This is a genomic window from Pigmentiphaga litoralis, assembly GCF_014651835.1.
Lineage (GTDB): Bacteria > Pseudomonadota > Gammaproteobacteria > Burkholderiales > Burkholderiaceae_B > Pigmentiphaga > Pigmentiphaga litoralis.
The window spans coordinates 1,603,655-1,629,741 of the sequence record NZ_BMXQ01000001.1 but is presented as its reverse complement, the minus strand read 5'-3'; the positions used below and the strand labels follow the sequence as shown (position 1 = coordinate 1,629,741).

The 26,087-nt window shown below is 64.6% G+C and carries 24 protein-coding genes and 1 tRNA gene; 13 read left to right on the top strand and 12 right to left on the bottom strand.

Annotated elements, in window-relative coordinates; all coding sequences use genetic code 11:
* The first annotated feature begins 60 nt into the window (after positions 1–60).
* From IE116_RS07240 to IE116_RS07220, 5 genes are all read left to right on the top strand, one after another.
* Positions 61–723, top strand: coding sequence for a DNA-3-methyladenine glycosylase family protein (locus IE116_RS07240; protein WP_189614493.1), 663 nt, complete (start codon positions 61–63; stop codon positions 721–723).
* The gene (locus tag IE116_RS07235; protein WP_179586655.1) at positions 723–1,691 is read left to right on the top strand and encodes an acetyl-CoA carboxylase carboxyltransferase subunit alpha; all 969 of its coding nucleotides are present in this window, start codon (positions 723–725) and stop codon (positions 1,689–1,691) included. The genes IE116_RS07240 and IE116_RS07235 overlap by 1 nt, the downstream gene beginning before the upstream one ends.
* Before the next feature lie 31 nt (positions 1,692–1,722).
* Positions 1,723–3,123, top strand: coding sequence for a tRNA lysidine(34) synthetase TilS (gene tilS / locus IE116_RS07230; protein WP_189611077.1), 1,401 nt, complete (start codon positions 1,723–1,725; stop codon positions 3,121–3,123).
* Positions 3,124–3,197: 74 nt separating this feature from the next.
* The gene (locus IE116_RS07225) at positions 3,198–4,454 is read left to right on the top strand and encodes an aspartate kinase (protein ID WP_189611075.1); all 1,257 of its coding nucleotides are present in this window, start codon (positions 3,198–3,200) and stop codon (positions 4,452–4,454) included.
* 87 nt (positions 4,455–4,541) lie between these two features.
* Positions 4,542–4,633 (top strand) — tRNA-Ser (locus tag IE116_RS07220).
* A 61-nt stretch (positions 4,634–4,694) separates the two neighbouring features.
* On the opposite strand, the gene IE116_RS07215 is transcribed toward IE116_RS07220, so the two are convergent.
* Entirely contained in the window at positions 4,695–5,606 is a 912-nt protein-coding gene (locus tag IE116_RS07215) for a LysR family transcriptional regulator (protein WP_229828037.1), read from the bottom strand.
* A gap of 170 nt (positions 5,607–5,776) precedes the next feature.
* Between IE116_RS07215 and IE116_RS07210 the strand changes: the two genes are divergently transcribed.
* The 3 genes from IE116_RS07210 (at position 5,777) to IE116_RS07200 (ending at position 8,501) form a co-directional block, all read left to right on the top strand.
* The gene (locus IE116_RS07210; RefSeq protein ID WP_189611071.1) at positions 5,777–6,523 is read left to right on the top strand and encodes a class II aldolase/adducin family protein; all 747 of its coding nucleotides are present in this window, start codon (positions 5,777–5,779) and stop codon (positions 6,521–6,523) included.
* A 2-nt stretch (positions 6,524–6,525) separates the two neighbouring features.
* Entirely contained in the window at positions 6,526–7,416 is an 891-nt protein-coding gene (locus IE116_RS07205; RefSeq protein ID WP_189611069.1) for an amidohydrolase family protein, read from the top strand.
* A 107-nt stretch (positions 7,417–7,523) separates the two neighbouring features.
* On the top strand, positions 7,524–8,501 hold the full coding sequence (locus IE116_RS07200) for a Bug family tripartite tricarboxylate transporter substrate binding protein (RefSeq protein ID WP_189611066.1): 978 nt from the start codon (positions 7,524–7,526) through the stop codon (positions 8,499–8,501).
* A gap of 16 nt (positions 8,502–8,517) precedes the next feature.
* Here IE116_RS07200 and IE116_RS07195 read toward each other — a convergent pair whose 3' ends face one another.
* Positions 8,518–8,928 (bottom strand): DUF2442 domain-containing protein, encoded by a 411-nt coding sequence (locus IE116_RS07195; protein ID WP_189611064.1) that lies wholly within the window; start codon positions 8,926–8,928, stop codon positions 8,518–8,520.
* A 294-nt stretch (positions 8,929–9,222) separates the two neighbouring features.
* On the opposite strand from IE116_RS07195, the gene IE116_RS07190 reads away from it, so the two are divergent.
* Genes IE116_RS07190 through IE116_RS07180 form a run of 3 tightly spaced genes read left to right on the top strand, consistent with a single transcriptional unit; the run spans position 9,223 to position 12,961 of the window.
* Positions 9,223–10,662: an alkaline phosphatase gene (locus IE116_RS07190; protein WP_189611062.1), complete on the top strand. Its 1,440-nt coding sequence runs from the start codon at positions 9,223–9,225 to the stop codon at positions 10,660–10,662.
* A 26-nt stretch (positions 10,663–10,688) separates the two neighbouring features.
* Complete coding sequence (locus tag IE116_RS07185) at positions 10,689–12,203, top strand: alkaline phosphatase (protein ID WP_189611060.1); 1,515 nt, start codon at positions 10,689–10,691, stop codon at positions 12,201–12,203.
* Positions 12,203–12,961 (top strand): hypothetical protein, encoded by a 759-nt coding sequence (locus IE116_RS07180; protein ID WP_189611058.1) that lies wholly within the window; start codon positions 12,203–12,205, stop codon positions 12,959–12,961. Before IE116_RS07185 ends, IE116_RS07180 begins: the two co-directional genes overlap by 1 nt.
* Before the next feature lie 75 nt (positions 12,962–13,036).
* On the opposite strand, the gene IE116_RS07175 is transcribed toward IE116_RS07180, so the two are convergent.
* The 4 genes from IE116_RS07175 to IE116_RS07160 form a co-directional block, all read right to left on the bottom strand.
* Complete coding sequence (locus IE116_RS07175) at positions 13,037–14,017, bottom strand: Bug family tripartite tricarboxylate transporter substrate binding protein (protein ID WP_189611056.1); 981 nt, start codon at positions 14,015–14,017, stop codon at positions 13,037–13,039.
* Between the two features lie 17 nt (positions 14,018–14,034).
* Positions 14,035–15,240: a M20 aminoacylase family protein gene (locus tag IE116_RS07170; RefSeq protein WP_373302958.1), complete on the bottom strand. Its 1,206-nt coding sequence runs from the start codon at positions 15,238–15,240 to the stop codon at positions 14,035–14,037.
* 106 nt (positions 15,241–15,346) lie between these two features.
* Positions 15,347–16,258, bottom strand: coding sequence for a LysR family transcriptional regulator (locus tag IE116_RS07165; RefSeq protein WP_189611052.1), 912 nt, complete (start codon positions 16,256–16,258; stop codon positions 15,347–15,349).
* 6 nt (positions 16,259–16,264) lie between these two features.
* A complete protein-coding gene (locus IE116_RS07160) occupies positions 16,265–17,263 on the bottom strand; it encodes a LysR substrate-binding domain-containing protein (RefSeq protein ID WP_189611051.1) in 999 nt (332 codons plus the stop codon).
* A gap of 145 nt (positions 17,264–17,408) precedes the next feature.
* On the opposite strand from IE116_RS07160, the gene pcaD reads away from it, so the two are divergent.
* Entirely contained in the window at positions 17,409–18,194 is a 786-nt protein-coding gene (gene pcaD / locus IE116_RS07155) for a 3-oxoadipate enol-lactonase (protein ID WP_189611050.1), read from the top strand.
* A 60-nt stretch (positions 18,195–18,254) separates the two neighbouring features.
* Positions 18,255–19,244, top strand: a complete 990-nt coding sequence (locus IE116_RS07150) for a Bug family tripartite tricarboxylate transporter substrate binding protein (protein WP_189611048.1) — start codon at positions 18,255–18,257, stop codon at positions 19,242–19,244.
* A 74-nt stretch (positions 19,245–19,318) separates the two neighbouring features.
* On the opposite strand, the gene IE116_RS07145 is transcribed toward IE116_RS07150, so the two are convergent.
* The 6 genes from IE116_RS07145 to IE116_RS07120 all read right to left on the bottom strand — a co-directional run bounded on the left by IE116_RS07145 (position 19,319) and on the right by IE116_RS07120 (position 26,032).
* A complete protein-coding gene (locus IE116_RS07145) occupies positions 19,319–20,524 on the bottom strand; it encodes a Gfo/Idh/MocA family oxidoreductase (protein WP_189611046.1) in 1,206 nt (401 codons plus the stop codon).
* Complete coding sequence (locus IE116_RS07140) at positions 20,521–21,489, bottom strand: PDR/VanB family oxidoreductase (RefSeq protein WP_189611044.1); 969 nt, start codon at positions 21,487–21,489, stop codon at positions 20,521–20,523. Before IE116_RS07140 ends, IE116_RS07145 begins: the two co-directional genes overlap by 4 nt.
* An 8-nt stretch (positions 21,490–21,497) precedes the next feature.
* On the bottom strand, positions 21,498–22,460 hold the full coding sequence (locus IE116_RS07135) for an ABC transporter substrate-binding protein (protein WP_189614492.1): 963 nt from the start codon (positions 22,458–22,460) through the stop codon (positions 21,498–21,500).
* A gap of 41 nt (positions 22,461–22,501) precedes the next feature.
* Entirely contained in the window at positions 22,502–23,818 is a 1,317-nt protein-coding gene (locus tag IE116_RS07130; protein WP_189611041.1) for a Rieske 2Fe-2S domain-containing protein, read from the bottom strand.
* 149 nt (positions 23,819–23,967) lie between these two features.
* Positions 23,968–24,978: a Bug family tripartite tricarboxylate transporter substrate binding protein gene (locus tag IE116_RS07125; RefSeq protein ID WP_189611039.1), complete on the bottom strand. Its 1,011-nt coding sequence runs from the start codon at positions 24,976–24,978 to the stop codon at positions 23,968–23,970.
* Between the two features lie 64 nt (positions 24,979–25,042).
* A complete protein-coding gene (locus tag IE116_RS07120; protein ID WP_189611037.1) occupies positions 25,043–26,032 on the bottom strand; it encodes a Bug family tripartite tricarboxylate transporter substrate binding protein in 990 nt (329 codons plus the stop codon).
* Between the last annotated feature and the right edge of the window lie 55 nt (positions 26,033–26,087).

Here is a 26,087-nt window from a genome sequence, read left to right as displayed (position 1 = left end):
GAGTTCCCTATGAAGTCGCACGTGATAGACGAGTCCGGCCCGGTGCTGGACGGTGGAGTGATGGACGACCGGCCGGCGGACGACGGGCCTGCCGACGACCCCGGCAAGCCCGACTATTGGGACGCGGCCGTCGCGCACCTGATGAAGCGCGACCGCATCCTGCGCAAAGTCATCCCGCAACACCCCGAAGTCCACCTGCTGACGCGCGACGAGCCCTTCGTGACGCTGGCGCGCGCCATCGTCGCCCAGCAGATCTCGGCCAAGTCGGCCGAAGTCGCCTGGGAAAAATGCGTGACCGCCTGCCACCGGCGCGTCACGCCGTCGGCCGTCGTGCGCGCCGGCCTGGACGGGCTGCGCGAGGCGGGCCTGTCCCAGCGCAAGTCCGAATACGTGCTCGACCTTGCGACCCATTTCCATCAGCGGCGCGTCCATCCCCAGCAGTGGGCGGAGATGGACGACGAAGCTGTCATCACCGAGCTGACGGCGATCCGGGGTATCGGACGCTGGACAGCCGAGATGTTCCTGATTTTTAATCTGCGGCGGCCGGATGTCCTGCCTTTGGACGACCCCGGCCTGCTGAGAGCTATTTCGCTGCATTATTTCAGCGGCGAACCGGTGTCACGCTTCGAGGCGCGGGAAGTTGCGCAAGCCTGGAAACCGTGGTGCACCGTAGCAACCTGGTATCTCTGGCGTAGCCTGGATCCCGTACCCGTGGAGTACTGATGCGCAACGCATTTCTAGAATTCGAGCAACCGCTCGCCGAACTCGAAGGCAAGATCGAGGAACTGCGCTTCGTGCAGGCCGATTCCGCCGTCGACATTTCCGAAGAGATCAGCAGGCTCCAGACCAAGAGCCAGACGCTGGCCAAGGAAATCTATTCCAAGCTGACGCCCTGGCAGACTGCGCTCGTCGCGCGCCATCCGCAGCGTCCGTACACGCTGGATTACGTCCGCGAGCTGTTCACCGACTTCCACGAGCTGCACGGTGACCGTCAGTTCGGCGACGACAAGTCCATTGTGGGCGGCATGGCCCGCTTCAATGGCGCGCCCTGCATGATCATTGGCCACCAGAAGGGCCGCGACACGAAAGAGCGCGCGATGCGCAACTTCGGCATGCCCAAGCCCGAAGGCTATCGCAAGGCCCTGCGCCTGATGCGCCTGGCCGAAAAATTCAACATGCCGGTGTTCACCTTCGTCGACACGCCGGGCGCCTATCCCGGCATCGATGCCGAAGCGCGCGGCCAGTCCGAAGCCATCGGCCACAACATCTATGCGATGTCGGAACTGAAAGTGCCGATCATCAGCACCATCATCGGCGAAGGCGGCTCGGGCGGCGCGCTGGCGATCGCCGTGGCCGACGTCGTCCTGATGCTGCAGTACTCGACCTACTCGGTGATCTCCCCCGAAGGCTGCGCATCGATCCTGTGGCGCAGCCAGGAAAAGGCGCCCGACGCCGCCGAAGTGCTCGGCATCACCGCGCACCGGATCAAGGCCCTGGGCCTCATCGACAAGATCATCAGCGAGCCCGTGGGCGGCGCGCACCGCGATCCCAAGCAGATGGCGCAGTTGCTGCGCCGCGGCCTGGTCGACAGCCTGCGCCAGTGCCAGGGGGTCAAGCCGGCCGATCTGGTCCGCACCCGGTTCGAACGTGTGATGTCCTATGGCCGATTCAAGGAGACCGTCCAGCCCTGAACCGGGGCAGGGCGGTGGTGCATCCTCCCTTTTGAACGCGCTGGTCTCGGCGCTGAACGAGGCGCTCGACGCGGTGCCGCCGGACCTCGATCGTCTGGCGGTTGCCGTCAGCGGCGGGCCTGACTCATCGGCCCTGGCAATGCTGGCGGCGTCCGCGGCGCGTGATCGCGGATGGGCCTTGCATGTCTTCCATGTCCATCACGGCCTGCATCCGCAAGCCGACGACTGGGCCCATGTCGCATCCTGTCTGGCCGGTCGCCTGGGCCTGCCCTTCAAACAGACCCGGGTGACCGTCGACGCCTCTGATGGCAGGGGCATCGAAGCCGCGGCCCGCGTCGCGCGCTACGCCGCGTTGGGCGACATGGCCCGCGCGGCCGGTGTGCGCCACATTCTGCTCGGGCACCACCAGGACGACCAAGTCGAAACCGTCATGCTGCGCCTGCTGCGGGGCGCCGGGCTCGACGGCGTCGGCGGCATGGCGGCGGAAAGCCGGCTTGACGGCATCGACTACCTGCGACCCTGGCTGATGGTGCCGCGCAGCCGCATCGTGGAATACCTGCGTGAATACGGCCCCGCCCTGGCGCCCGACTACGTGCCCGTCACCGATCCGTCCAACCTCGATGCCCGCTACGCCCGCGGCGCGTTGCGTGGAGAAGTGCTGCCCGCCATCGAGCGCACCTGGCCCGGCTACCGCAGCACGCTGGAACGCTTTGCGCGGCTGGCCACGGAGTCGGCGCAGGTGCTGCGCGAGGTGGCGCTGGCCGACCTGGAAACCGTTCAGGAACACGTGCCCCCGTACGACCACTGCGTGCGGGTCTCGGCGCTGCTCGAGCTGAGCGAGGCCCGGCAGACCCTGGTGCTGCGGCTCTGGCTGGCCGAACACGGGCTGACCATGCCGTCCGAAGCGCGTCTGCTGGAACTGCAGCGGCAACTGCAACGCGCGGCCCGCGACCGCCAGATCGTATTGCAGCACGAAGCCGTCCACGTGCGCCGGTTTCGCGACTGGCTGGTGATCGACCGTGCAGGAGACCGCTCGACCGACGACGGCACGGCGTCCGCCGACGCGGCCGGCATCGTATGGGCAGGCGAAGCGGACATTCGCGTGGAAAGCCACGGCGGCACTCTGCAGTTTTTGTCAGCTGCCCAGGGAATCGATCCGCAATGGCTGCGCGGCGGCCCCCTCAGCCTGGGATGGCGGCGTGGCCGCGAACGGCTCAAGGTCGGACCCTCCACGCCAAGCCGCAGCCTGAAGAACCTGTACCAGGAACGCGGCATTCCCAGCTGGGAGCGCGAACGCCTGCCGCTCGTGTATCGGGGCGACATCCTGGTCTACGCGGCAGGCCTGGGCATCGATGCCCGTGTCCCGCAGGCCGAGCCGGGCATCCGTCTGAACTGGGTCGCCGATCGTCCGGGCGCAACGGTGGTTTCCTAGGGCTTTTGCGAAGTCGGGCTGGCTGGGCTACCATTTATGGTTAGCCTGCCCCTTAATGATCCGCACACGAGAAAATGGCACTGATCGTTCATAAATATGGCGGCACGTCGATGGGCTCAGTCGAGCGCATCAAGAATGTTGCACGCCGCGTCGCCAAATGGCACGCCGCCGGCCACCAGATCGTGGTCGTTCCTTCGGCCATGTCCGGGGAAACCAATCGCCTCATCGGCCTGGCCAAAGAGATCCAGGAACAGCCCGATCCGCGCGAGCTCGACATGATCGCCTCGACCGGCGAGCAGGTCAGCGTGGGCCTGCTGGCCATGGCGCTGAAATCGCTCGGCCTGGATGCTCGCAGCTACACCGGCTGGCAGGTTCCCGTGCGCACCGACGCCTCGTACACCAAGGCCCGCATCGCGTCGATCGACGACACGCGCATCCGCGGCGACCTGGACCAGGGCCGTGTGGTGATCGTGGCAGGCTTCCAGGGCATCGACGATGACAACAACATCACCACGCTGGGCCGCGGCGGATCGGACACCTCGGCGGTCGCCGTGGCAGCCGCGCTCAAGGCCAGCGAGTGCCTGATCTACACCGATGTCGATGGCGTCTACACCACCGACCCCCGCGTCGTGCCCGAAGCACGCCGCCTGCGCGTGGTGTCCTTCGAGGAAATGCTCGAAATGGCATCCCTCGGCTCCAAGATCCTGCAGATCCGGTCCGTTGAATTTGCCGGCAAGTACCGCGTGCCTACCCGCGTGCTGTCGTCCCTGACCGACCCTTTGATGCCGCTCGACGAAGAAATGCAGTCGGGCACCCTGATTACCTTTGAGGAAGACGAAAAGATGGAATCCGCTGTTGTTTCGGGCATCGCGTTCAGCCGCGACGAAGCCAAGGTCACGGTCCTGGCCGTGCCCGACAAGCCAGGGATCGCGTACTCCATCCTGGGTCCGATCGCCGCCGCCAACATCGACGTCGACGTGATCGTGCAGAACCAGTCGGTCGCCGGCACCACCGACTTCTCGTTCACCGTGCATCGCAACGAGTTCCAGAAAACCATCGACGTCCTGAACCGCGACGTGGTCACGCAAGTCGGCGCCCGCGAAGTCGTCGCCGACCCCAAGGTCGCGAAGGTTTCGATCGTCGGCATTGGCATGCGCTCGCACGTCGGCGTCGCCAGCCTGATGTTCAAGACCCTGTCGGAAGAGGGCATCAACATCCAGATGATCAGCACGAGCGAGATCAAGACCTCGGTGATCATGGACGACAAGTACATGGAACTGGCCGTACGCGCGCTGCACAAGGCGTTCGGTCTGGACCAGACGCAGGCCTGATCTTCCAGGCGTGCACATCAGGGGAATTTGCAGGCGTTTCTGCTGCGAACCCCCTGAACGACGTGATATACTCTGCGTCGTTGTTTCGGAGGCGTGCCCGAGTGGCCGAAGGGGCTCCCCTGCTAAGGGAGTATGCGGCTAAAACTGCATCGTGGGTTCGAATCCCACCGCCTCCGCCAAGATGTTGAAAACCCGCTGGTTCGTCAAGAACCAGCGGGTTTTTTCATTTGGGTGGTTTGATCAGTTGCGCGCCACCGCCGGTTCGAACATCTGGTGAACCGTCTTCCTGAACCACTGGTGACCCGCGTCGTCATTGTTGCGAGGATGCCAGACCGCATCGATCGCCAGCGTCAGGTCGCCTAGCGGCATCGGCCGGATGACACACTTGCCCGATGCAAGAACCGCGGGCATCCAATGCGCAGGGATCGCACCCACCAGATCCGTCTGCTCGATCACTTCCACCATGCCTTGCCAGCTCGGCACCCGCACCATGACTCGGCGCATCCGGCCGTCCGTTGCCAATGTGTCGTCCACGATGTTGCTGCCAACGCCAGTCACCTTCACTTGCGGTTGGGCCAGATAGGCGTCAAGGGTGAACGGGCGTGAGGCGGCCGGATGATCGCGGCGCATTAACACGACAAAGCGGTCATCTAGCAAGCGCAAGGATGCCGACGGGATGGGCGATCCTTTACCTACCGACAGCCGAACCTCCAGTCCTTCATACGCAACGAGATCTGATGTCCGGACCCCATCCAGCGGCTCGACGGCCAGCCCGATGTCAGGCGCGTGGTGACGCAGGTGTGTGCACAGCCGAGGCAGCAATTGCCCGCCCACGTAGTCCGACACGCTCAAGTGAAAGGTGCGGCGCGCCGTCGCGGGATTGAAGTCCCGTTGGACCGTCAGTACGTCTTCAATCTGGGTCAGCGCACCCTTGAACGCGGCCGCCAGTTTGACGGCCTGCGGCGTCGGCTCCATGGCACCCGCGACCCGCACCAGCAGGTCGTCATTCAGCGCGATGCGCAAGCGTTTCAGGGCATGGCTGACGGCCGATTGGGTGATACCCAGGCGGGCCGCCGCCCGCGTCACCCCGCGCTCTTCGATCAACGCTTCAAAAACCACCAACAAGTTGAGATCAATGCTGCGCAGATTCACGTAAGGCTCCCGTCCAGGTATGAACATCGTTCATGTCGAAGATGATAAACATGAACTGGATGCCACGCAGCAAGGCCTTCACACTTCTTTCATTCCGCCGTTGGCATACATGAAAGGAGACGATGATGAACGCATTACCCGCCGCTGTAGATGGGTGTCACGCGATCGCCATGAGGCCACCTGGCTTCAGCCAGGAAGAATGGCAGACACGCGTCGACTTGGCCGCCTGCTATCGGCTGGTAGCACACTTCGGCATGAGCGATCTGATCTACAACCACATCACCGCGCGAATTCCGGGTACGGACCTGTTGTTGATCAATCCCTATGGGCTGATGTACGAGGAGATCACCGCGTCCAGCCTGTTGACGATCGACCTCGACGGCCAGATCGTGCGCAATGCCGATCCGCAGTACGGCATCAACGCGGCGGGTTATGTGATCCATAGCGCCGTCCATGCGCACCGGCCCGACGTGCACTGTGTGATCCACACGCACACCCGCGCAGGCATGGCGGTGTCGGCCATGAAGTGCGGGCTGCTGCCGCTGTCGCAGACGTCCATGCGCTTTTATCGAATCGCCTATCACGACTACGAAAGCGTCGCGCTGGAACTGGACGAGCGCGAACGGCTGGTGCGCGATCTGGGGTCGCACAACGCGATGATCCTGCGCAATCACGGCTTGCTCACTGCCGGGCCCAGCATCGCACAGGCATTCAACACCCTGTACTGGCTGGAGATGGCTTGCAAGGTCCAGGTCGATGTCATGAAGAGTGGACAGGACATTCAATTGCCACCTGAACATGTCCTGGAAAAGACCTGGCACCTGTATCAACCGCAAGTGCGCAGGCCCTTCGGCGAAATGGAGTGGCCGGCCATGCTGCGTCTGCTGGATCGGCGCGACGCGTCGTACCGGAACTGATCATGCTGCCCGAATTTGTCAGCAGTCTGGAAGCCGGTGCCGTCACGTCCTACCTGCCGCATCTGCCGCGTCCATCGCCACCCCGGCAGCGCCTGCCGGTGGGGGCATGCGATTGCCACTTTCATGTCTTCGAGGATGCCTACTCCTACGCCGACCCACGCAGCTACACCCCGACGCCCGCACCAATGGCGTCGTATGTCCACCTGAAGTCGACCTTGGGTATCGATCGCGCAGTGTTGATCCAGCCCAGCGTGTACGGCCGCGATCATGCCTTGTTTGAAGCTGCGCTGGCAGCGCATGGCGCCTGGATGCGCGGCGTGGCCGTGGTTTATGGCGATACGCCCGACAGCAATATCGCACGATGGGATCAGCTTGGCGCAAGGGGCACCCGGTGCAATGCGCTGTACGAGGGCGGTGCCACCCTTGAAGAGATGACGCGCGTCGTCGATCGTGTGCGGCCCCTCGGCTGGCACGTCCAGTTGCTGGTCGATGTGGCAAGGTCCCCGCGCATCGCCATCGACATTGCGGAGCGCGACGTTCCCATCGTCGTGGACCACTTCGGGCACTTTCCCGTGGATCGCGGGGTGCAGGATCCCGGTTTTGCCAACTTGGTGAGCCTCGTCAGGGAAGGGCGGGCCTGGGTCAAATTGTCGGCCGCCTACCGGCTGACCCTTGAGCGGCGCGACTTTTCCCATTTGCAGCCGCTGGTGGATGCGTTGCTGCGCGCGGACGCCACCCGTCTGGTTTGGGGCACTGACTGGCCACACCCTGCCATGCATGCGCCCATGGTGGACGACGGCGCACTTGCCGATGCGGTCCTGAATTGGCTAAGCCCGGCGGATCGTCAGCGCGTGCTGGTCGATAACCCTACCGCCCTGTACTGGCATCGATGATGTCCGGATCGATGACGATCACAACAACAACGATGACGTTCGCAACGATGACCGCTCGTTGACGCCAACAACCATAACGACAACGACACACCGCACGGAGACACCGCATGAACACCCCACGTCGTACCTTCCTCAAGCTCAGCCTTGCCGCGATGCCTGCGCTGCAATCGATGCCTGCATGGGCGCGCAGTTTTCCCAGCAAACCGATTACCCTTGTCGTGCCCTTCGCTCCAGGCGGCAATATCGACGTTGTGGGTCGCAGCCTGTCCGTTCCTTTGTCCAAGCTGCTAGGGCAGATCGTGGTGGTGGAAAACCGCGCCGGGGCGGGCGGTGGCATCGGAACCGCATCCGTGGCGCGGGCCGAGCCTGACGGGCACACGCTGCTGGTGGCGACACCAGCACAAGTCGCGACCTTGCCACAGATGTTCAAGACGGCGTACGACGTCGCCAGCTTCCAGCCCGTTGGCGTCGCCACCCGGACATCCATGATTGTCGTGGCGCGCCGCGACGACGCCCGCTTCAAGAGTTTCGATGACCTCCTAGCGCTGGCCCGAGGCAAGCCCGGCGCCATCAATGCCGGGCATGCCGGCAACGGCACCCCGAATCACCTTGCGTTGCTGCAATTGGAAAACGCCGCAGGCTGCCAGTTCGGCGCGGTTGCCTACAAGGGCTCGGGCCCGGCACTGGTGAACCTGCTGGGTGGGCAGATCGACGTTGTGTTCGACCAGGTGACGAGTTCGATGCCGCATATCAAGTCGGGTGCCCTGCGGCCCCTGGCGATCCTTGGGTCCGTCGCCGATCCGACCTTGCCGGGCGTGCCTACCCTGGCCGAATCGAATGTCGGACGCTTCGACGCAACCACCTACGCCGGTCTGCTTGCACCCGCCGGCACCCCTGGCGCGGTCATCGACGTCCTGTCGCAGGCGCTCAGGAAAGCCCTGGCGGACCCTCAGTTGAACGCGTCCCTGAACGCGCTGGGCAGTTTCACGGAGTCAGGGGATGCAGGCGCGCTCAAGACGTTGCTCGACACCGAGCGCGCGCTGGCCACGAGGCTGGTGGCTGAAGGACGGCTGACCGCGAACTAGCAGCCTCGAGGCGCCTTCACACGATCGCCGACTTTCGCGGGCGTCCCCCCAGCGCGCCGTTGTTGCGGGCGGCCGCTGCCTTTGCAGGAGATGTCGTCTGACCCGCGCGACGGGCCATCCACGCCTGGGTTCCGAAAATCCCCGCCAACAGGCTGGGAATCGCGATGTCGGCATCGAGTGCTTCCCAGTACAGACCAAAGCCATTGCCAATGACCTGGATGTGGGCGAGCTGATCAGGCGTTGCTTTGGCCAGGTCCTGCACCAGGCCAGGGGGAAATCCGAACACGCAGCCGTTTTCCAGCTCTACGGTGACCCGGCCTGAATCAGCGTCGTAGCGCGCTGATGCTGCACGAGGCTCGCTTCTTGCACGCACGATTCTGCCGCGCTCGATGGCGGCATCAATTTCAGCGTTAGTGAGCTTGTCCATGTGTTTCTCTCCGTCGTGTCAGGAACTCGAGGTGTCGCGTTCTTGCGCTGGTCCACAAGCAGCGCGCAAGCGTCTGACGCTTTCAGGAAAGGATGGCACTTATGCAAATGACCCGGTAGATCGGTTGTCCACGCATGGATAAGGCTGAGCAGATTCCTTGATCTGCCTCTCAAATCCAGCGCCAACCGTCACAGCACTGTCACCCCGCCGCCTTACGATTTCCAGATATCTGCTTCCCACACCGCTCGACACGTCGGCGTTCTGCCGTCGTGGCCAAGATCCCGAGGATATCCAATGAAACGCATCGCACTGCCTCTCGCCGTCGCGGGGGCTTCCCTGCTGATGGCCGCCTGCAACGGCGACAATGACAACGACACGCCGTCGACCCCGGTCGCGGCAGGGCCGACCAAGAACGTCGTGTTCTTCCTGGGCGACGGCATGGGCATCACGACCATGACCGCGGCCCGCATCTACAGCGTCGGCGAAGACGGCGAGCTGACCATGGACAAGCTGCCCGAGACGGCGTTTGTGCACACCTACTCGGCCGATGGCCAGGTGACGGACAGCGCGCCGTCGATGGCCGCCTACATGACCGGCGTCAAGATGAACAACGAAGTCATCTCGATGTCGCCGGAGACCAAGGCAACCAACGCCGCCGGCGCGCCGTACCACACGCTGTTCGACAGCACGTGCCCGACGACGGGCAACGGCACGCCGGTCGAGACGCTGCTCGAGATCATGAAGACGGCCGGGTACGGCACGGGCGTGGTCAGCACCGCGCGCATCACGCATGCGACCCCGGCTGCCACGTATGCACATGTGTGCCATCGCGACGCCGAGAACACGATCGCGGCCGCGCTGGTTCCGGGTGGCGCGGGCTACAACGCCAAGCTGGGCGACGGCGTCGACGTCATTCTGGGGGGCGGCAGCAGCTACTTCATTCCCAAGACCACGACGGGCGGCCTGCGCAACGATGGCCGCAATCTGGTCAACGAACTCAAGACGGCCAAGTACGGCTATGCGGCCAACAAGACGGAACTGGCCGCCTTGCCAGCCGATGGCACGACCAAGATCGCCGGCCTGTTCAACGCCAGCCACATGGCGTATGACCTGGACCGCCCGGCCACGCAGGAACCCAGCCTGGCCGAGATGACCAGCAAGGCGATCGACGTGCTGGCAGCCAAGAAGAAGGGCTTCTTCCTGATGGTGGAAGGCGGCCGTATCGACCATGCCCTGCACGCGACCAACGCCCGTCGCGCGCTGCAGGACACCGTGGCCTTCGATGATGCGGTCAAGCTGACGCTGACCAAGATGGCGGCGCTGGATCCGGGCCTGAAAAACACGCTGATCGTGGTGACGGCCGATCATGACCACACCTTGCACATGAACGGCTACGCGCAGCGCACCGGCAAGACCGAAGCCGGCAAGCCGGGCGTGCTGGGTCTGGTGCGGAACTATGTGGATGGCGCGGTGACCACCGATGTCGACAAGAACCCGTACACCATCCTTGGCTTTGGCAACGGTCCGAAACGGCTCGCCACGCGGGGCCCGATCGACGCCACCGCGCTCGAAAGCGCCGACTTCCTGCAGGAAGCCGTGGTGCCGCTCGCAACCGAAACCCACGGCGGCGGCGACGTCTTCCTGGGTGCGCAAGGAATGGGCGCCGACAACTTTGCCGGTTCGCTCACCAACAACGAAGTATTCGGTCTGATCAAGAAGTCCATCGGCCTTTGATGCCGCGAGAAACCAAGGAAACCGACATGACATCCATGATCCGCAAACAGGCCCTGGTGCTCGCGCTGGCCGGCCTTTCCGGCTCGGCCTACGCGGCCGGCGAAGCCAAGAACGTCATCTTCTTTCTGGGTGACGGCATGGGCCCGGTCACCGTGACCGCCGCCCGCATCTACAAGGGCGAAAAGCAGCTGGCCGCCGCGCCTGGCTCGCTGCCCTCCAGCGAACGCGCCAAGCTGACGATGCAGACGCTGGGCAACGCAGCCCGCGTCAAGACGTTCTCGCGCGATGGCCAGACCACGGACAGCGCGCCGTCGATGGCGGCCTACATGACCGGCGTCAAGATGAATAACGAAGTCATCTCGATGTCGGCCGACACACTGGCCTACAAGGCTGACGGCACGCAGTTCATTAGCGGCGAAGATTCCACCTGCGTCGCCGGCAATGGCACGGCGGCCACGACGCTGCTTGAACTGGCCAAGGCCAAGGGCCGCGCGGTCGGCGCCGTGTCGACCACGCGCGTCGGGCATGCCACGCCCGCCGCCACCTATGCGCACGTCTGCAACCGGAACGCCTACAACACCATCGCCGAGCAATCGGTGCCGGGCCATCCGCGCTACAACGCGGCCCTGGGTGACGGCGTCGACGTGCTGATGGGCGGCGGACAACGCAACTATTTGCCGTTGTCCACTTACCCGGCCAGCAAGCGCATCGACAACGTCGATCTGGTCGCCGCGATGAAAGCCAAGGGTTATGCCTACGCTGACACGGCAACAAGTTTGAGCGCGCTCAACGCGGCAGATGCCGCTCGCGTGCCCAAGCTGCTGGGCCTGTTCTCGCCAAGCGAAATGGCCTATGAGCTGGACCGGGTGAACCAGAAACTGGATCAACCCAGCCTGTCGCTGATGACGGAAAAAGCGCTCGATGTCCTGACGCGCAATACCAACGGCTTTTTCCTGATGGTCGAAGGCGGCCGGATCGACCACGCGCTGCACGGCAGCAACGCCAAGCGCGCGCTGGAAGACACGCTGGCCATGGACAAGGCGATCGATGCTGCACTGGCCTACATGGAAAAGAAGGACCCGGGCCTGAAGAACACGCTGGTGGTGGTGACCGCCGACCACGATCACGCGATCGCATTCAACGGGTACACCAAGATCAACTCGCCGATCCTGGGCAAGGCAGTCGATTACCAGACGGGTCAACTGGCCAAGGCCTCCGACGGCAAGCCGTACACCACCCTGGTGTTCGGCAACGGCGGCCGTCCGAACACGAGCGCCAGCAGCCTGGTCAATGCGGAAGACAACAACAAGCCGTGGATCGCACCGGTGCGCGGCGCGACGCGTGACGACCTGACCAACGTGGATACGACCACCGACAACTTCCTGCAGGAAGTCGGCATCAACCTGGGCACGCCCGGTTCCGAAACGCACGGCGGCGGCGACGTCATGCTGTTCGCCGGCGGTGCGGGTGCCAAGATTTTCCGCGGCACCATGGACAACACCAAGGTGTTTTCCAAGGTCCGGGAAGCGGCGGGTTTGTGATGCGTCCTGCTCTCAGCCACATGGCGGTTGCGGTGGCGCTGACCGTGGGCTCGGCCACGCTGGCCGTCGCCCAGCCGCAACCCGCGGCAAATCCGGCTGCGGCCACCGCGCAGGTGACGTCGGCGGTCGACACGACGCCGTCCATCGCCTTGCGCCTGGCCTACGAGAACCGGTCCATCGGCACCGATGGCGTGACACGCGACAGCCGCCATGCCGACCTGATGTTCCGCGACAAGGCCACCGTCTGGATCGAACGCGAGCTGCCGGCGGCGCTGCGCGACAGCGAACATGAAGGGCATCAGGCCGCACATGGTCCGCATGCCGGTCATGCCCATGACGAAGCGCAGGGCGCGCCGCTGCTGATCCAGCGTCAGCCGGACGGCAAGGTGTCGGTCAAGTCCATCCTGCACAAGCAGAAGCGCGTGATCGATGTCGAACTCGCGCATCAGGCCAACGTGGGCTACGGCGGTTCCTGGCCGGCGGCCTATTGGTTGCTGGACCCGGTCGCGCTTACGCGCATGGAAAAGCTGGGTGCCGGTGCAAAGGGTGTCGAACGTTACCGCCTGGTGCAGGGCGAACGCACCACGCTGGTCGACTGGGACGTGGCGGGGCAATACGCTCGCCGCATCGAACAGAAAGACGCACATGGCTTGGCTCGGCAGGTCATGACGGCGTCGGTGATCGCCAAGCCCAAGGCCATGCCCTGGCAAAGACTGACTGGCTACAGCCTGGGCGATTATTCCGATCTGCTGGACTGACGTTGTGTGCAGCGGCGAGGTAACTCACCGGTGCAACTTGAGCGCGCGCCTTCACCAGAAGGTGCGCGTTTTTTTTTATTCCATCAATTTCAATTGCCCGGCCGCCAGCGCCTGGCTGATGTCCTGGACGTCCTTGGTCAGCTTGGCCTTGAGGACATCCGGTGATCCAGGCGCCGCGGTGACCAGCTGACTGTCAAGCACCTTCGTCATCTCGGGCTGTGTCAGCACGCGGTTCAATGCGGCGTTCAACTGCGTCACGATGGGGGCGGGAATGCCTGCGGGGCCGACCAGGGCGATTGCCGTGGCGTACTGAAAGTCGAGACCGGTGGACTGGATCGTGGGCAGGCGCGGCATCTCTTTCAGCGGTGTCGCCGAGGTGACGGCGACCAGCGTAACGCGCGGGTCGTTCTGGTAAGGCACCGAATTGGTCGGTGCGGCAAGCAGGACGTCGATGCGGCCAGCCAGCAGTTCCTGCAACGCGTCACCGCCGCTCTTGAAGGGAACGTGCAGCATGGAAATACCTGCCTTGCTCGACAACTGCGCCGTGGCGATATGCAGGTTGCCGCCGACACCGCTGCTGCCGTAGGACAGGCCGCCCGCCGCTGATCGCGCTTTGTCCAGGAACTGCGCAAAAGTGGTGATGCTGGTTTTTTTGCCGACCATCAGAATCAATGGTGAATAACCGACCATGCCGATCGGGGTGAAGTCCTTGACCGGGTCATAGGGCCGCGTTTTCTGCAGGGACGCCGACACCGTGTGGGCGTCGGTGATGAAGGCCATCGTGTAGCCGTCGGCAGGGGATGCCGCTGTTGCCTTCGAGCCGATGATGCCGCCTGCGCCGGCGCGGTTCTCCACCACGACAGGCTGCTTCAGATCGAGCGCGAGTTGCGCAGCCAGGGGACGCGCTAGGCCGTCGGACCCACCACCTGGCGATGCGCCAACGATCATTTTCAGGGGATGAGTCGGAAAGGTCTGCCCCTGAGCCAAGGGGCCGACGAACGCGGCAAGCAAGGCAAGTGCGACGTGCGTCGCGACGCGGCGGGTGTTCAGTGTCATGGCGATCTCGGATCAGGTCAGGCCGTGTGGCCGGGAGCGGAGGGCTCGGTCAGGAATTGCTCGGCAAGACGCGACCAATAGGCCACGCCCACCTCGATGTTGGCGTCGTTGAAGTCATAGCCGGGGTGATGCACCATGCACGATCCCGGACCGTCGCCATTGCCGATCAGCAGATAGCTGCCGGGGCGTTCTTCCAGCATGAAGGCGAAGTCTTCGCTGTTCATCAACAGCCTGCTTGCTGTCGCGACCTTGTCGACCCCGAAGGTATCGACTGCCACCGCCTGCGCGAAGCGCGTCTCGGCAACCGTGTTGATCAGCGGGGGGTAGGGGTTCGCGCCAGACACAATCTCCGCAGTCAGTCCGAAGCTTTCCGCTTGCAGACGCACCACGCGATGGACGGCGGCCAGCACGGTATCGCGGACTTGCCGTTCGTGGGTGCGGATCGTCACCTGCATGACGGCTTCATCGGCAATCACGTTATTGGCTTTGCCGGCGTGAAGCGATGCCACCGTCACGACCGCGCTTGATTGGGGATCCAGGTTGCGCGACACCACCGTCTGCAGCGCCATGACGACGGCGGCGGCGCCGACCAGCGCATCGGCGCCGTTCTGCGGCTCGGCGCCATGCGCGCTCTTGCCGCGCACGGTGATCGTCAGCCGGTCGTTGGAAGCCAGCAGCGGTCCTGCCGCAAACACCAGCTTGCCCTGCGGCAAGCCGGGTATGTTGTGCATGCCGAAGACGGCGTCGCACGGAAAACGCGTGAACAGTCCGTCGTCCATCATGCGCCGCGCGCCGGCCAAGCCTTCTTCCGCAGGCTGGAAAATGACGTTGAGCGTGCCTGAAAAGCGGCGCGTGTCAGCCAGGTAGTGCGCAGCGCCCAGCAGCATCGCGGTATGCCCGTCGTGACCGCACGCATGCATCACGCCGTGGTGGACGCTGCCGTAGGGCAATCCGGTTGTTTCTTGGATGGGCAGGGCGTCCATGTCCGCCCGGATACCCAGCGAACGGTTGCCATCGCCAACTCTCAGTACACCGACGACCCCGGTGCTGCCGACGCCCTCGGTGACCGCGTAGCCCCAATCGCGCAGCTTGCCCGCAACGAGGGCGGCGGTCTCATGTTCTTGGAAGCCGAGCTCCGGGCGTTGGTGGATATGCTGGCGCAGTGCGACGGCCTGCGTTGCGTACGGGTGAAAGACGTCTTTCCATGCGTTCAAGGGTGGCACCTGCAGATCGATTCGTTGCCCTCTTGCGCGGGCGAACACCGACTGTATGACGGCAATGGCCAGACGCTGATTACCAAAACGACAAGGGCTATAACCGACGCGTGTGTCAGGCGGCTCGATCGGGATACCCGGTGGCCGAGGCTGACAGGGCCGAGATGAAGGCATGGACGACAGGCGGGTGCGTCGCATCCCTGCGCGTAACCAGTGTCGGGAAGGTGGATAGCCGCAAGGCATCGACCTCGAACGGCAGCAGACCGATCGCCGCTGCGTTGGGCAGCAGCGCGCCCGGGCACATGCCGATCAGGTCGCATCGGGTGAGCAAGGGGAAGCTGCCCATGGCGCCGCTGCCATCGAGTTCCACCTGCGCCTTGATTGGAGGCAGCCCGCGCGACGCGAATGCAGCGTCGAGCTGATCCCGCGAGCTGACGCCCGGGCGTGGGACCGCCCACAGCGTGCCGACAAAGTCCTCAATGCTCGGCGCACGGGGCAAATGGAACAGGGGATGTCCCCGGCGTGCGATCGGCTGCATTTGTTCATCCGATAGGCGCAATGCCTGGAAATCCGGGCCAACGCTGGGCGCCGTCGCCAATGCCAGGTCGATCTCCCCCCGGCCCAGGGCGTCCAGCAATTTGTCCGAGAACATGATGCTGAGCTTGAGGCGCGTGGCAGGGCGCTGCGGAAGGAAATCGAGCAGCGCCTGGCCGGCCAGAAATTCCCAGGTCGGCGTCGCGCCGATCCGAATCACTGCGGCGTCGTTGGCGGCAAGATCGCCAAGCGCGCGCATCGCTCCGGCGTATTCGGTGTCCAGCCGCCGTGCATAGTTTGCAAAGGCCAACGCGGCGCGTGTCGGCACCGTGCCTGTGGGGCCGCGTTCGAACAGCCTGGCGCCAAGGGCGTCTTCGAGCCGGTGAACACATTTGCTCAGCGCCGGCTGCGTGAGCCCCATCGCCGAGGCGGCGCGCTGCAAGGACCGATGTTCAAGAATGGCCAGGAAGTAGCTGATGTCTTTGATATGCATGCGTCCTCACCCTTCCATCGCACCAAATAGTCCCGCCGCCACCGACTGCGCGCACGCCTTCAGCACATCCACTTCCGGTATCGGCGGCGCATAGTGCCGGCTGAGCAGCACATACGGCGGCACGCGCAGGGTCATGCCGCAGTCGAGCCGGGTCAGGTCGCGCGACCACATCGGCTTGGCCACTTCGGTGGCCGGCGCGATCGTCAGCATGCTGGAGGCCTGGGCAATCGCCAGCAGGTTCAGCAAGCCGCGACACTCGACCTGCGGCACCACGGGCGGGGCGCCTGCATCGAAGACGGCGCTGTCGAACAGGTTGCGGATGTGCGATGCCGCGTGGGGAAGCGCCCAGGGGCCGGCCAGGGCGTCACGCAGGCTGGCGGTGGCCTGGCCGTGCAGCGGGTGGCCCGGTCCGGCCACCACATACAAGGGTTCGGATCCGAGCAGCGTCTGGTCCAGTGACAGCCCGTTGGAGGCCAGTGTGGCGCGCTCGACATTGCCCAGGACCGCGTCCAGTTCGCCCTGCGCCAGCCGCGCCACCAGGACGTCGAGTGCCCCTTCCTGGATGTCGATGCGCACGTCGGGCAGGTGGTCGCGAACGCGCGCCAGGATGGCGGGCACCGCTCTGCCGATGAGGTAGGGCGACGCGCCCAGGCGCAGGCGCGCCGTGGCCCCGCCATGCTGCAGCGCAATCTGCCGGCCCATGGCGACTTCCTGCAGGGCCACCCGGGTGCGCGCCAGCACCGCACGCGCCGCCGGCGTCAGCCTGGTGCCGCTATGGTCGCGCACCACCAGGGGGGTACCGAAGGCAAATTCCAGATCGTCGATCAGCGACAGGGCAGAAGGCTGCGTAATGCCCAGTTCGATCGCGACCTGGCGCAGGGATCCCACGCGCTGCAGGATATCCAGCGCCTGCAGATGGCGGATGCGCAGGCGCGACAGCGCGCTGGGCAATGCGGCCGAGGTCACGAGGGGCAGGGGCGCATGGTCGTCGTTCGAAGCAGTCATGTCGGGGAAACCCTGAGGCGCGATCCGCGCGTGGTAGCAACAGCTGACAGCGTCAGGCTATCACCTGACACGAATTCCGGGCATTCCTTAGATCACCGGGCCTTCCTACACTGGGGTCTCCATCCATCCTTGCCCGGGAAACATCTTGACCTTCACAACTATCAACGGAGCCCGCCTGGCCTGGCGCGTGGACGGCCCGGCCGATGCGCCGACCGTCATGCTGTCGAACAGCCTCATGTCGACCATGGCGATGTGGGAGCCGCAGATGCCGGCGCTGACCGAACGCTATCAAGTGCTGCGCTACGACACGCGCGGCCATGGCGAGTCCGAGGTGACGCCGGGCCCCTACAGCATCGAGCAGCTGGCAGACGATGCCGCCGCATTGATTGCGCACGCGGGCGTCGGCCCGGTTCATTTCGTCGGACTGTCGATGGGCGGCATGATCGCCCAGCAACTGGGTATCCGGCACCCGCACGCCGTGCGGTCGCTGTCGCTGTGCGATACGGCCAGCGAGATGCCGCCGCGCGCCATGTGGCAAGCGCGCTTTGAAACCGCGCGTGCCGAGGGCATGGCAGGCATGGTCGAGGGCACGATACAGCGATGGTTCGTGCCGTCCTTCCCGACACGGGCGCCCGATGTCATCGCGAAGGTGCGCGCCATGATCCTGTCGATCGACGTCGAGGGCTATATCGCGTGCGGATCGGCGGTGCGCGACATGTCGCAGACCCATCTGCTCAAGCAGATCTCCACCCCGACCTTGATTCTGCTGGGCCGCGACGATCCCGCCTGCACGCTGGCCGCGTCCGAAGTGCTGCACCGCGAGATCGCCGGCGCCGAGATCCACGTCATTGACGACGCGGCGCATCTGTCCAACCTTGAACACCCCGAGCAGTTCAACCGTGTACTGAGGGATTTCGTCGATCGCCACTGAGTGCGCAGTCCTGGCCGCAGTTCCCATAACAGCCGCTGGCCCCGGCACCGGAGACCACCCATGAACCCGCATCCCTTTTCCCGCTTGTCGTGCCGCCTTGTGCTTGCGGCCGTCGCGCTCTGTTTCGCTGCAACACCCGCCCTGGCGCAGGACTATCCTGCGCAGCCCGTCAAGCTGGTCGTCCCGTTGACCCCGGGATCGGGCGCGGACATCGTGGCGCGTATCCTCAGCCGCAAGCTGCAGCAGATGTGGAACCAGACGGTGGTGGTCGAGAACCTGCCCGGGGCGGGCGGCCAGATCGGTACCCGCAGGGTCGTGCAGGCCCCGGCCGATGGCCTGACCCTGCTGGTGCAAAGCGCCTCGCATGCGGCAAATCCGGCGATCTACAAGAAGCTGCCGTACGACCCGCAGATGGACTTGATCGACGTGGCCTTGCTGTCGACCACGCCCTATGTGATGGTGGCCGCGTCTGCCAGCCCGTACAAGTCGGTCAAGGACATTGCCGAGGCCGCCAAGGCCAAGCCGGGCGCGCTCGCCTTTGCGTCGGCCGGCGTCGGTTCGTCGACGCACCTGACTGCGGAGCTGTTCGCGCAGCGTGCTGGCATCTCGATGATGCACGTGCCGTTCAAGGGATCGCCCGATGCCATCACCGACGTTGCGGCCAATCGTTCGGTCTTTTACATGGCGCCGCTGTCCACCCTGGGCGGCATGCTGACAGAAGATGGCCGGCTTTCGGCCCTGGCAGTGACGTCGGCGCAGCGCGTCGCGGCACTGCCGAATGTGCCGACCGTGGCCGAGTCGGGCTATCCGGACGTCAACATCGAATTGTGGATCGGGCTGTGGGCGCCTGCGGGAACGAAGCCCGCCATCATCGACAAGCTGTCGGCGGACCTGACGACGGCCTTGCAATCGCCGGATGTGCAGGCGCAGTTTGCCAAGAGCGGCAACAGCACCCGTATCCTGAAACCCGAGCAGTTCAAGGCCTTTGTCGCCGGCGAGATCAAGACCAACAAGCAGCTTGCGCAGAAGGCGGGAATCCAGGTGGACTGAGATCGGCGGTGGGCGTCAGGTGCACGGCGCCGGCCCGGCCGCGCAGCCCGTCAAGGCCGTCCAGGCCGCCTGTCTCAGTCCGTCCCCTGGTGCATCAGCGTCACGTCCTGGCCCTGATGATCCGACTGCAACATGGCAATGCAGATCTCCAACGTGGCTTTTGCCCACACGCCGTCGTGCAGCGGCGCCACGCCCTCGCGCACGGCGGCGACCAGTTCGTCGATCACTTCCGCACGTGGCACGGTCGGCGGGGGCAGGGGCATCCATTCTTTCGTGTAGTGCCCGTAAACCTGAATGCCATTCGGCATTGGCCGCAGGTCGCCCTGATCGCACGATACGATAATCGGACCGAAGTGCTGGTGCCAATGGCGGGCATCGTTGCCCGTCGGCGGCTTGGGGGGCACGTAGGACGGGCCGCCGTAGGTACCCTTGGCCTTGAGCTGCGCCTCTTCTTGCGCGGACCCCACCGTATCCAGCTTGCGCCGTGCCGCGCCATACGTGGCCGGGTCCTTGACGTTGCCCATCTCGCCGGTCCACTCGGTCCACTCGTCCGAATCGAAGTGGCCGTAGCCGTTGTAGCTCAGCGAGGCGTAGGCGCCATTCTCGAACCACAGCAGCGCCGAATACGCGCCTTCGGTGGGCCGGGCCGGGTCCCAATGGCCGACCGCCGCACGCAGCCGGGTGGGGCGGCTGGCCGCCAGCAGGCGCACGATGTCGACCTGGTGCGCCGCCTGGCTGAACACCGCACCGCCGCCTTCGGACGTCATCAGTTCTTCAGGCCGTCGTGGACGCAGCAGGTAGTCCGTGTAGTTCATGGCGTGGATCATGCGCACCGGGCCCAGGCGGCCGCTGCGGATCAGGTCGCGGCAGGCCAGGTAGGGCGTATCGAAGCTGTGGCAGTGGCCCACCAGCAATTGCACGCCGGCCTCCCTGCACGCAGCGATCATCGTGTCGCAGGCGTCCAGCGACAGGGCCATCGGCTTTTCCACCAGCACATGCTTGCCATGCGCGGCAGCAAGCCGGGTGTGTTCCGCGTGGAATTGATGCGGGCTGGCGATGTAGATGACCTCAACATTGCTGTCGGCAACCAGTGCTTCGATGGCGTCGTACGCGGGCGCATCGAAGTCGCGCGCAAATTGCGCGCGTGCGGTCTCGCGGGTGTCGCACGCGGCCACCAGCTGCACACGCGCGTCAGCCAGAAAGGTGGGCAACATCAACGAAAAGGCGCGCCCCAGTCCGGCAACCCCGATACGCAGTGCCGATGACGGTGCCGCGTTCATAGGTCCAGCACCAGCGGGTCCGACACCGCACGCGACACGCACACCATGATCTGATCGTCCTGTTGTTCGGGCATCAGGACCATGTCGCGGTGATCCGCCACGCCTTCCAGCAGACCGGTGCGGCAGGATCCACACGTCCCGCTCTCACAGGAAAAGGGCACCTTGACCTCGGCCGCGCGCAGCACCGACAGAATGGACTGACCGACGGGAATCTCGAATTCCAGGCCTGACCTGGCCAGCCTGACCGTAAAGGGCGTGTCGTCGGCGCGTTTTTCGCCGCCTTCCAGAAAACTTTCGAAGTGGATGTTCCCGGGTGACCAATGGCCCGTCATGTCGCGGACCGCTTCCATCAGGCCGCGCGGACCACAGCAATACACGTGGCCGCGGTTCGGCTTTTCCAGCACCGGCCACAGGTCGAAGGCGTCGTCCGGATCACCGCCGTCGTGGTGGACCTTGACGTTCTTGCGCCACTCGGGCGCGTTCAGGACATCCAGGAAGGCGGTCGTCTCGGCGGACTGGCTCAGGTAGTACAGCTTCCAGGGCGCGGGGGGCAACTCGCCAAACGATCGGATCATCGACAGGATGGGCGTGATGCCGATACCGCCCGCAATGAAGGTGTAGGCCGATGCCTTCTCGACCAGCGGAAACGCGTTGTCAGGCAATGATGTGGGCAGCGTGTCGCCTTCCTTCGCCTCGTCGACCAGGCTCATCGACCCGCCCCGTCCATTCGCATCCCGCTTGACCGTGATCACATATTTGCTCAGGTCCTCCGGATCGCCGCACAGCGAATACTTGCGGAACTCGTTATTCGGCACCTGCACCTTGACGTGGGAGCCCGGCGTGAATGCCGGCAGCTCGTCGCCGTCGGGGTGCACCAGTTCAAAGCTGCGAATGCCCACGGCCGCATCGGTCGCCTTGGCGATCCGCAGCGGCATCATGCGTTGGGTGTCGTTGGCGTCTTCCATCGCGCGGCCTAGATTTTGTAGGATTCGTAGGTGGCGGGATGGAACAGCTCTTCCACCGGCACCTGGCGCGGCGACAGGCCCTGTGCGTGATGATGGCGCACAAAGGTTTCCAGGGTGCGCAGGTTGGGCTGGACGCCGTACGACCAGTAGTCTTCCCCCATGGTCTCCTTGGCGGCCTTCAACTGCTCTTCCACAAAGGGCAGCGTGACCTTGGTGGCCGACGTGTCGGCCAGCTTGTCCAGCGCGGCAGCCTTGGACTTTTCAAATGCCTTGACCAGCGCCGCCGGCAGCCAGGGGTGCTGCGCCGCCAGTTCCTTGCGCAGGCCCACCACGTGCATGATCGGGAACACGCCGGTGCGCTTGAAGTAATCCTTGGCCACGGCGGTCGGATCGTCGAACAGCCAGCCGACATTCGGGTTGTGCCGCGCCGCGCCGCCTGGCGGACGCGGCGCCATGAAGCCATCGATCCCGCCGCGGTCCAGCAGGTCGGAAATCGTGCTGCCTTCGGGCGCATCGATCATGGTCACGTCGCCCGGTAACTGCAGCTTGATCTTTTCAGGACGGCCCGGCTCGTCGATACCGCCGCGCACCCAGGTCACGTCAGACGGCCTGACGCCATAGTCGTCTTCAAGAATCGAGCGCGCCCACACGTTCGCCGTCAGCTGATATTCGGGCACGCCGATCTTCTTGCCCTTCAGGTCACCCGGTGTCTTGATCCGGTCCTTGCGCACGTAGATCGAGGTATGCCGGAAGGCGCGCGACAGGAAGATCGGCAGCGCGATGTACGGGCATTCGCCCTTCGCATGCTTGACCAGATAGCTCGAGAATGACAGTTCGCTCACGTCGAAGTCGATGCTGCGAAACGCGCGAAAGAACATCTCTTCCGGGTTGAGCAGCATGAAGACCGGATCGACACCGTCGATCTGCACGCCGCCGTCGAACAGTGCACGGTTACGGTCATAGTCGCCCATGGCGATGGAAAGTCGCAGGTTCACATCTGTCTCCGTGACGATCAGGTCGTCTGGTAATTGCTGTCGAGTTGCGGCGCGTTGGCGTCCGTGGTCCACACGGGGCGGGCGGCAAAGTCACGCCAGTCGGTGGTCTTGGGAATGATCGCCTGGAACGAGCATATCTCGGAAGGTATGCGCAGGTCGCCCGTGCCGATGGCCGGCTGGCCTTCCTTGAACGCCTTGACCGCTTCCAGCATCTGGCGACGGAACTCGACAATCGCAAAGTCGCTGGCGCCCAGCCGGTCATCCGACCGGTTGGCGATCGGCCCCATCGTCACCCACATGGCGATGTCCTGATTCGGAAAGCCGGTGATGCCGGTAAAGTTGCCCGCCTTCATGGCCTGGCGGTCCTGCTTGAAGCGGTTAGTCGCATTGCGGAACGGGTAGTACTGCGCATCGACGTCAATGCCGACCTGCGCGCCCAGGAACTTGCGCCAGGTTTCGGTATCCGGCGCCTTGGCCGGATCGCCCCACGAAATGAAATAGAACGCCGTGTTCGTGTCGTCCATCGGCACGTTGATGTTTGCCACGTTGTACAGATTGTTGGGCGGGATCAGCACGGTCGCTGGCGCCACGAACACCGTAGACCGCACATAGTTGTTTTCGGATGCTTTGGTGATCGGCCGGCGGATCGCGGCATAACGAAAGCCATAGGTGCCCCATTGCACCTGCATGCGGGGCGCCTTGTCGGTTGACGGACGCAACCAATTCTTGCCGGTCGCTTCGGCGCCGCCCACGCGTGCCGGCAGGAAGTCGGACGAGTGCAGGCTGTCGCTATGCGCCGAATCGATTGCGCCTTCCAGGATCTGCGCCCAGTTGCAGGGGATCAGGATCTTGGCAATGCTGACCTTGGTGTCCTTCGTGGGCGCCCAGGGCGGGGGCACGAATTCCGGTACGTTGTCCTGGGGGCCCATGTACGCCCACACACAGCCGCCCCATTCCTGCACCTTGTAGGCCTTGTGCTTGACCTTCTCGGTCATGGCGCTGGCCGACGGCTCGGACACCATTTCGATCACCGTGCCTTCCACGTCCATCTTCCAGCCGTGGTAGAGGCAGCGCAGGCCGCACTCTTCATTGCGGCCATACACCAGCGACACGCGGCGGTGCGGACAGAACTCATCCATGACGCCCACGCGGCCCTCGGTATCGCGAAACACCACCAGGTCTTCGCCGAACACCCGCGCCTTGATGGGCATGCCGTCGGGCTCGCTTACTTCTTCGCTCAGGCAGACCGGCGTCCAGTGCCGGCGCATCAATTGTCCCATCGGGGCGTTGCCCTCGACGCGGCACAACAGGTCGTTCTCTTCAGTGGTCAACATGTCTCGCTCTCACCAGGTCGTTGCAATCGGGTCCGGCAGCCGGGTTCGGCATATTCGTTAGATATCTAATTAAATCGGAGTGTAGGGGACGCATCGAGATTTGTCCACTTTGGCCCGTGTCCCTGCTGCATCCGGCGGCGAGCACTCGACTACTCCGCCTTGATCCCCGCCGCCTTGATCGCGCCCTCGTAGCGCTTGCCTTCTTCCGCGATGGCTGCTGCGTAACGATCCGCGGGGCCCCCGACCGGCTCGATGCCGAGCGTGTTCAACTGCTTCATGACCTCGGGCGTCTTGAGCGCACGCGTGACTTCGGCGTTGATCCGCGTCACCGCATACGACGGCGTTCCCGTCGCGGCCAGTACCCCTACCGTCACCGCAAAGTTGAAGCCGGGAATCACTTCCGAGATGGCCGGGATGTCGGGCGCCAACGCCGAGCGCGATGCCGAATTGCTTGCCAGGATCCTGACCTTGCCATTCTCGGCAAACCCCGACAGCGAGGGCAGGGCGGCGAACACCACACCCACCTGATTGCCCACCAGCGCGGGTACCGACTGGCCCGAACCGCGGAACGGCACGTGGCTGATCTGCAGGTTCAACGCGGCTTTCATGGCCTCCATCGTCAGGTGATGACTGCTGCCAATGCCGGACGAGCCGTAGTTCAACTGGCCGGGTTTGCTCCTGGCCAGCGCAACGAATTCCTGCAGCGTGTTGACCTTCAGTTCCGTATTGGCCGCCAGGAACAGGGGCGACGTCGCAACCAGCGACACCGGCACGAAGTCTTTGTCGGGGTCGTAGGCCAGGTTCTTGTAGATGGCTGGATTGATCGACATCATCGACCCGTCCGTGACCAGGAAGGTATAGCCATCGCGCGGTGCGCTCGTCAGCGTCTGCGCGGCGATCACCCCATTGGCGCCTGGCTTGTTTTCCACCACGACGCTCTGGCCCATGTGTTCGGTCAGGCGCTGTGCCACGACGCGGGCGACCGTGTCGGGCAGGCCGCCGGGTGCGTACGGGACAACGAAGCGGATGGTGCGGTTGGGATAGCCGGCGCCGTCATCGGCGGCCGATGCCGACCTGGGGGCGGTGGCAGACAGTGCCCCGACCAGCGCGAGCGCCAGAGTCAGGGGACGCAGCAAGGGTTGAAAGCAGGACAGGGACATGGAAGGCTCCGAAAGCGGATAGGCGCGCGGCAGTCGCGGCCGGGGGTGGGGCGAACAAGCGTGGTTATGGCTGCTGGTCGGCGACGATGCCGGATGACCGGATGACATCAGTCCACCGCGCCAGGTCGCTCGCCGCCAAGGCGCGCAGCGCATCGGGCGTGCTGGCCTTGGCGTCGATGCCTTGCTGCGCCAGGGTCTCGATGACTGCCGGGTCAGCCAGGGCGGTGCGCGTCTCGGCCTGGATCTGCCGCACCACGTCGGCCGGCGTGCCGGCGGGGGCGACCAGGGCGATCCAGATGTCGCTGCGATAGGTCGGATAGCCCGCCTGGGCAATCGTCGACACGTCAGGCAATAGTTGCGCCCGCGACTCGCCTGCGACGGCCAGCGCCCGCAACTTGCCGGACTTGATGTGGGGAAGCAGGGAATTGATCGGCCCGAACAGCACCTGGACCTGACCTGCCAGGACGTCGGCAATGGCCGGCGCGGCGCCCTTGTAGGGCACGTGCGTCATCCGTACGCCCGCCAGCTTGTTGAACAGCTCGGCCGACAGATGTTGCGGCGACCCCGTCCCCGACGACGCATAGTTCAGCTTGCCCGGATTCGCCTTGGCGTAGGTCACCAGCTGCGGCAGATCCCTGGCAGGCACATCAGGATTCACGACCAGGACGATGGGCACGGTGCCCAGCAGGCTGATGGGTGCGAAGTCCTTGGACGGGTCGAAGCCGAGCCGGTACAGGGCCGGATTCACCGACAACACGTTGTTTGCGGCAATCAACAAGGTGTAGCCGTCCGCCGGCGCGCGCGCCACCAGCTCTGCCCCGATGTTGCCGGCCGCGCCGGGCTTGTTCTCGACCACGACGGGCTGGCTCCACGCCTTGCCCAGGTGTTGGCTCAGCACGCGTGCGAGCACGTCGTTGCTGCCACCCGGCGTGAAGGGAACGATCAGCCGTATGGATTTCCTGGGCCAGGGCTGGGCGGTGTCTTGCGCGACCGCGGGCAGCGCGGCAGCCAGGGTGACCACGCCGGCGGCGGCCAGTCGGAGCAGAAAGGGCATGGCAGTTCCAGTCGTGAAATGACCCGCCGCACCGGTCACGGTGCGAGGGCGAAGA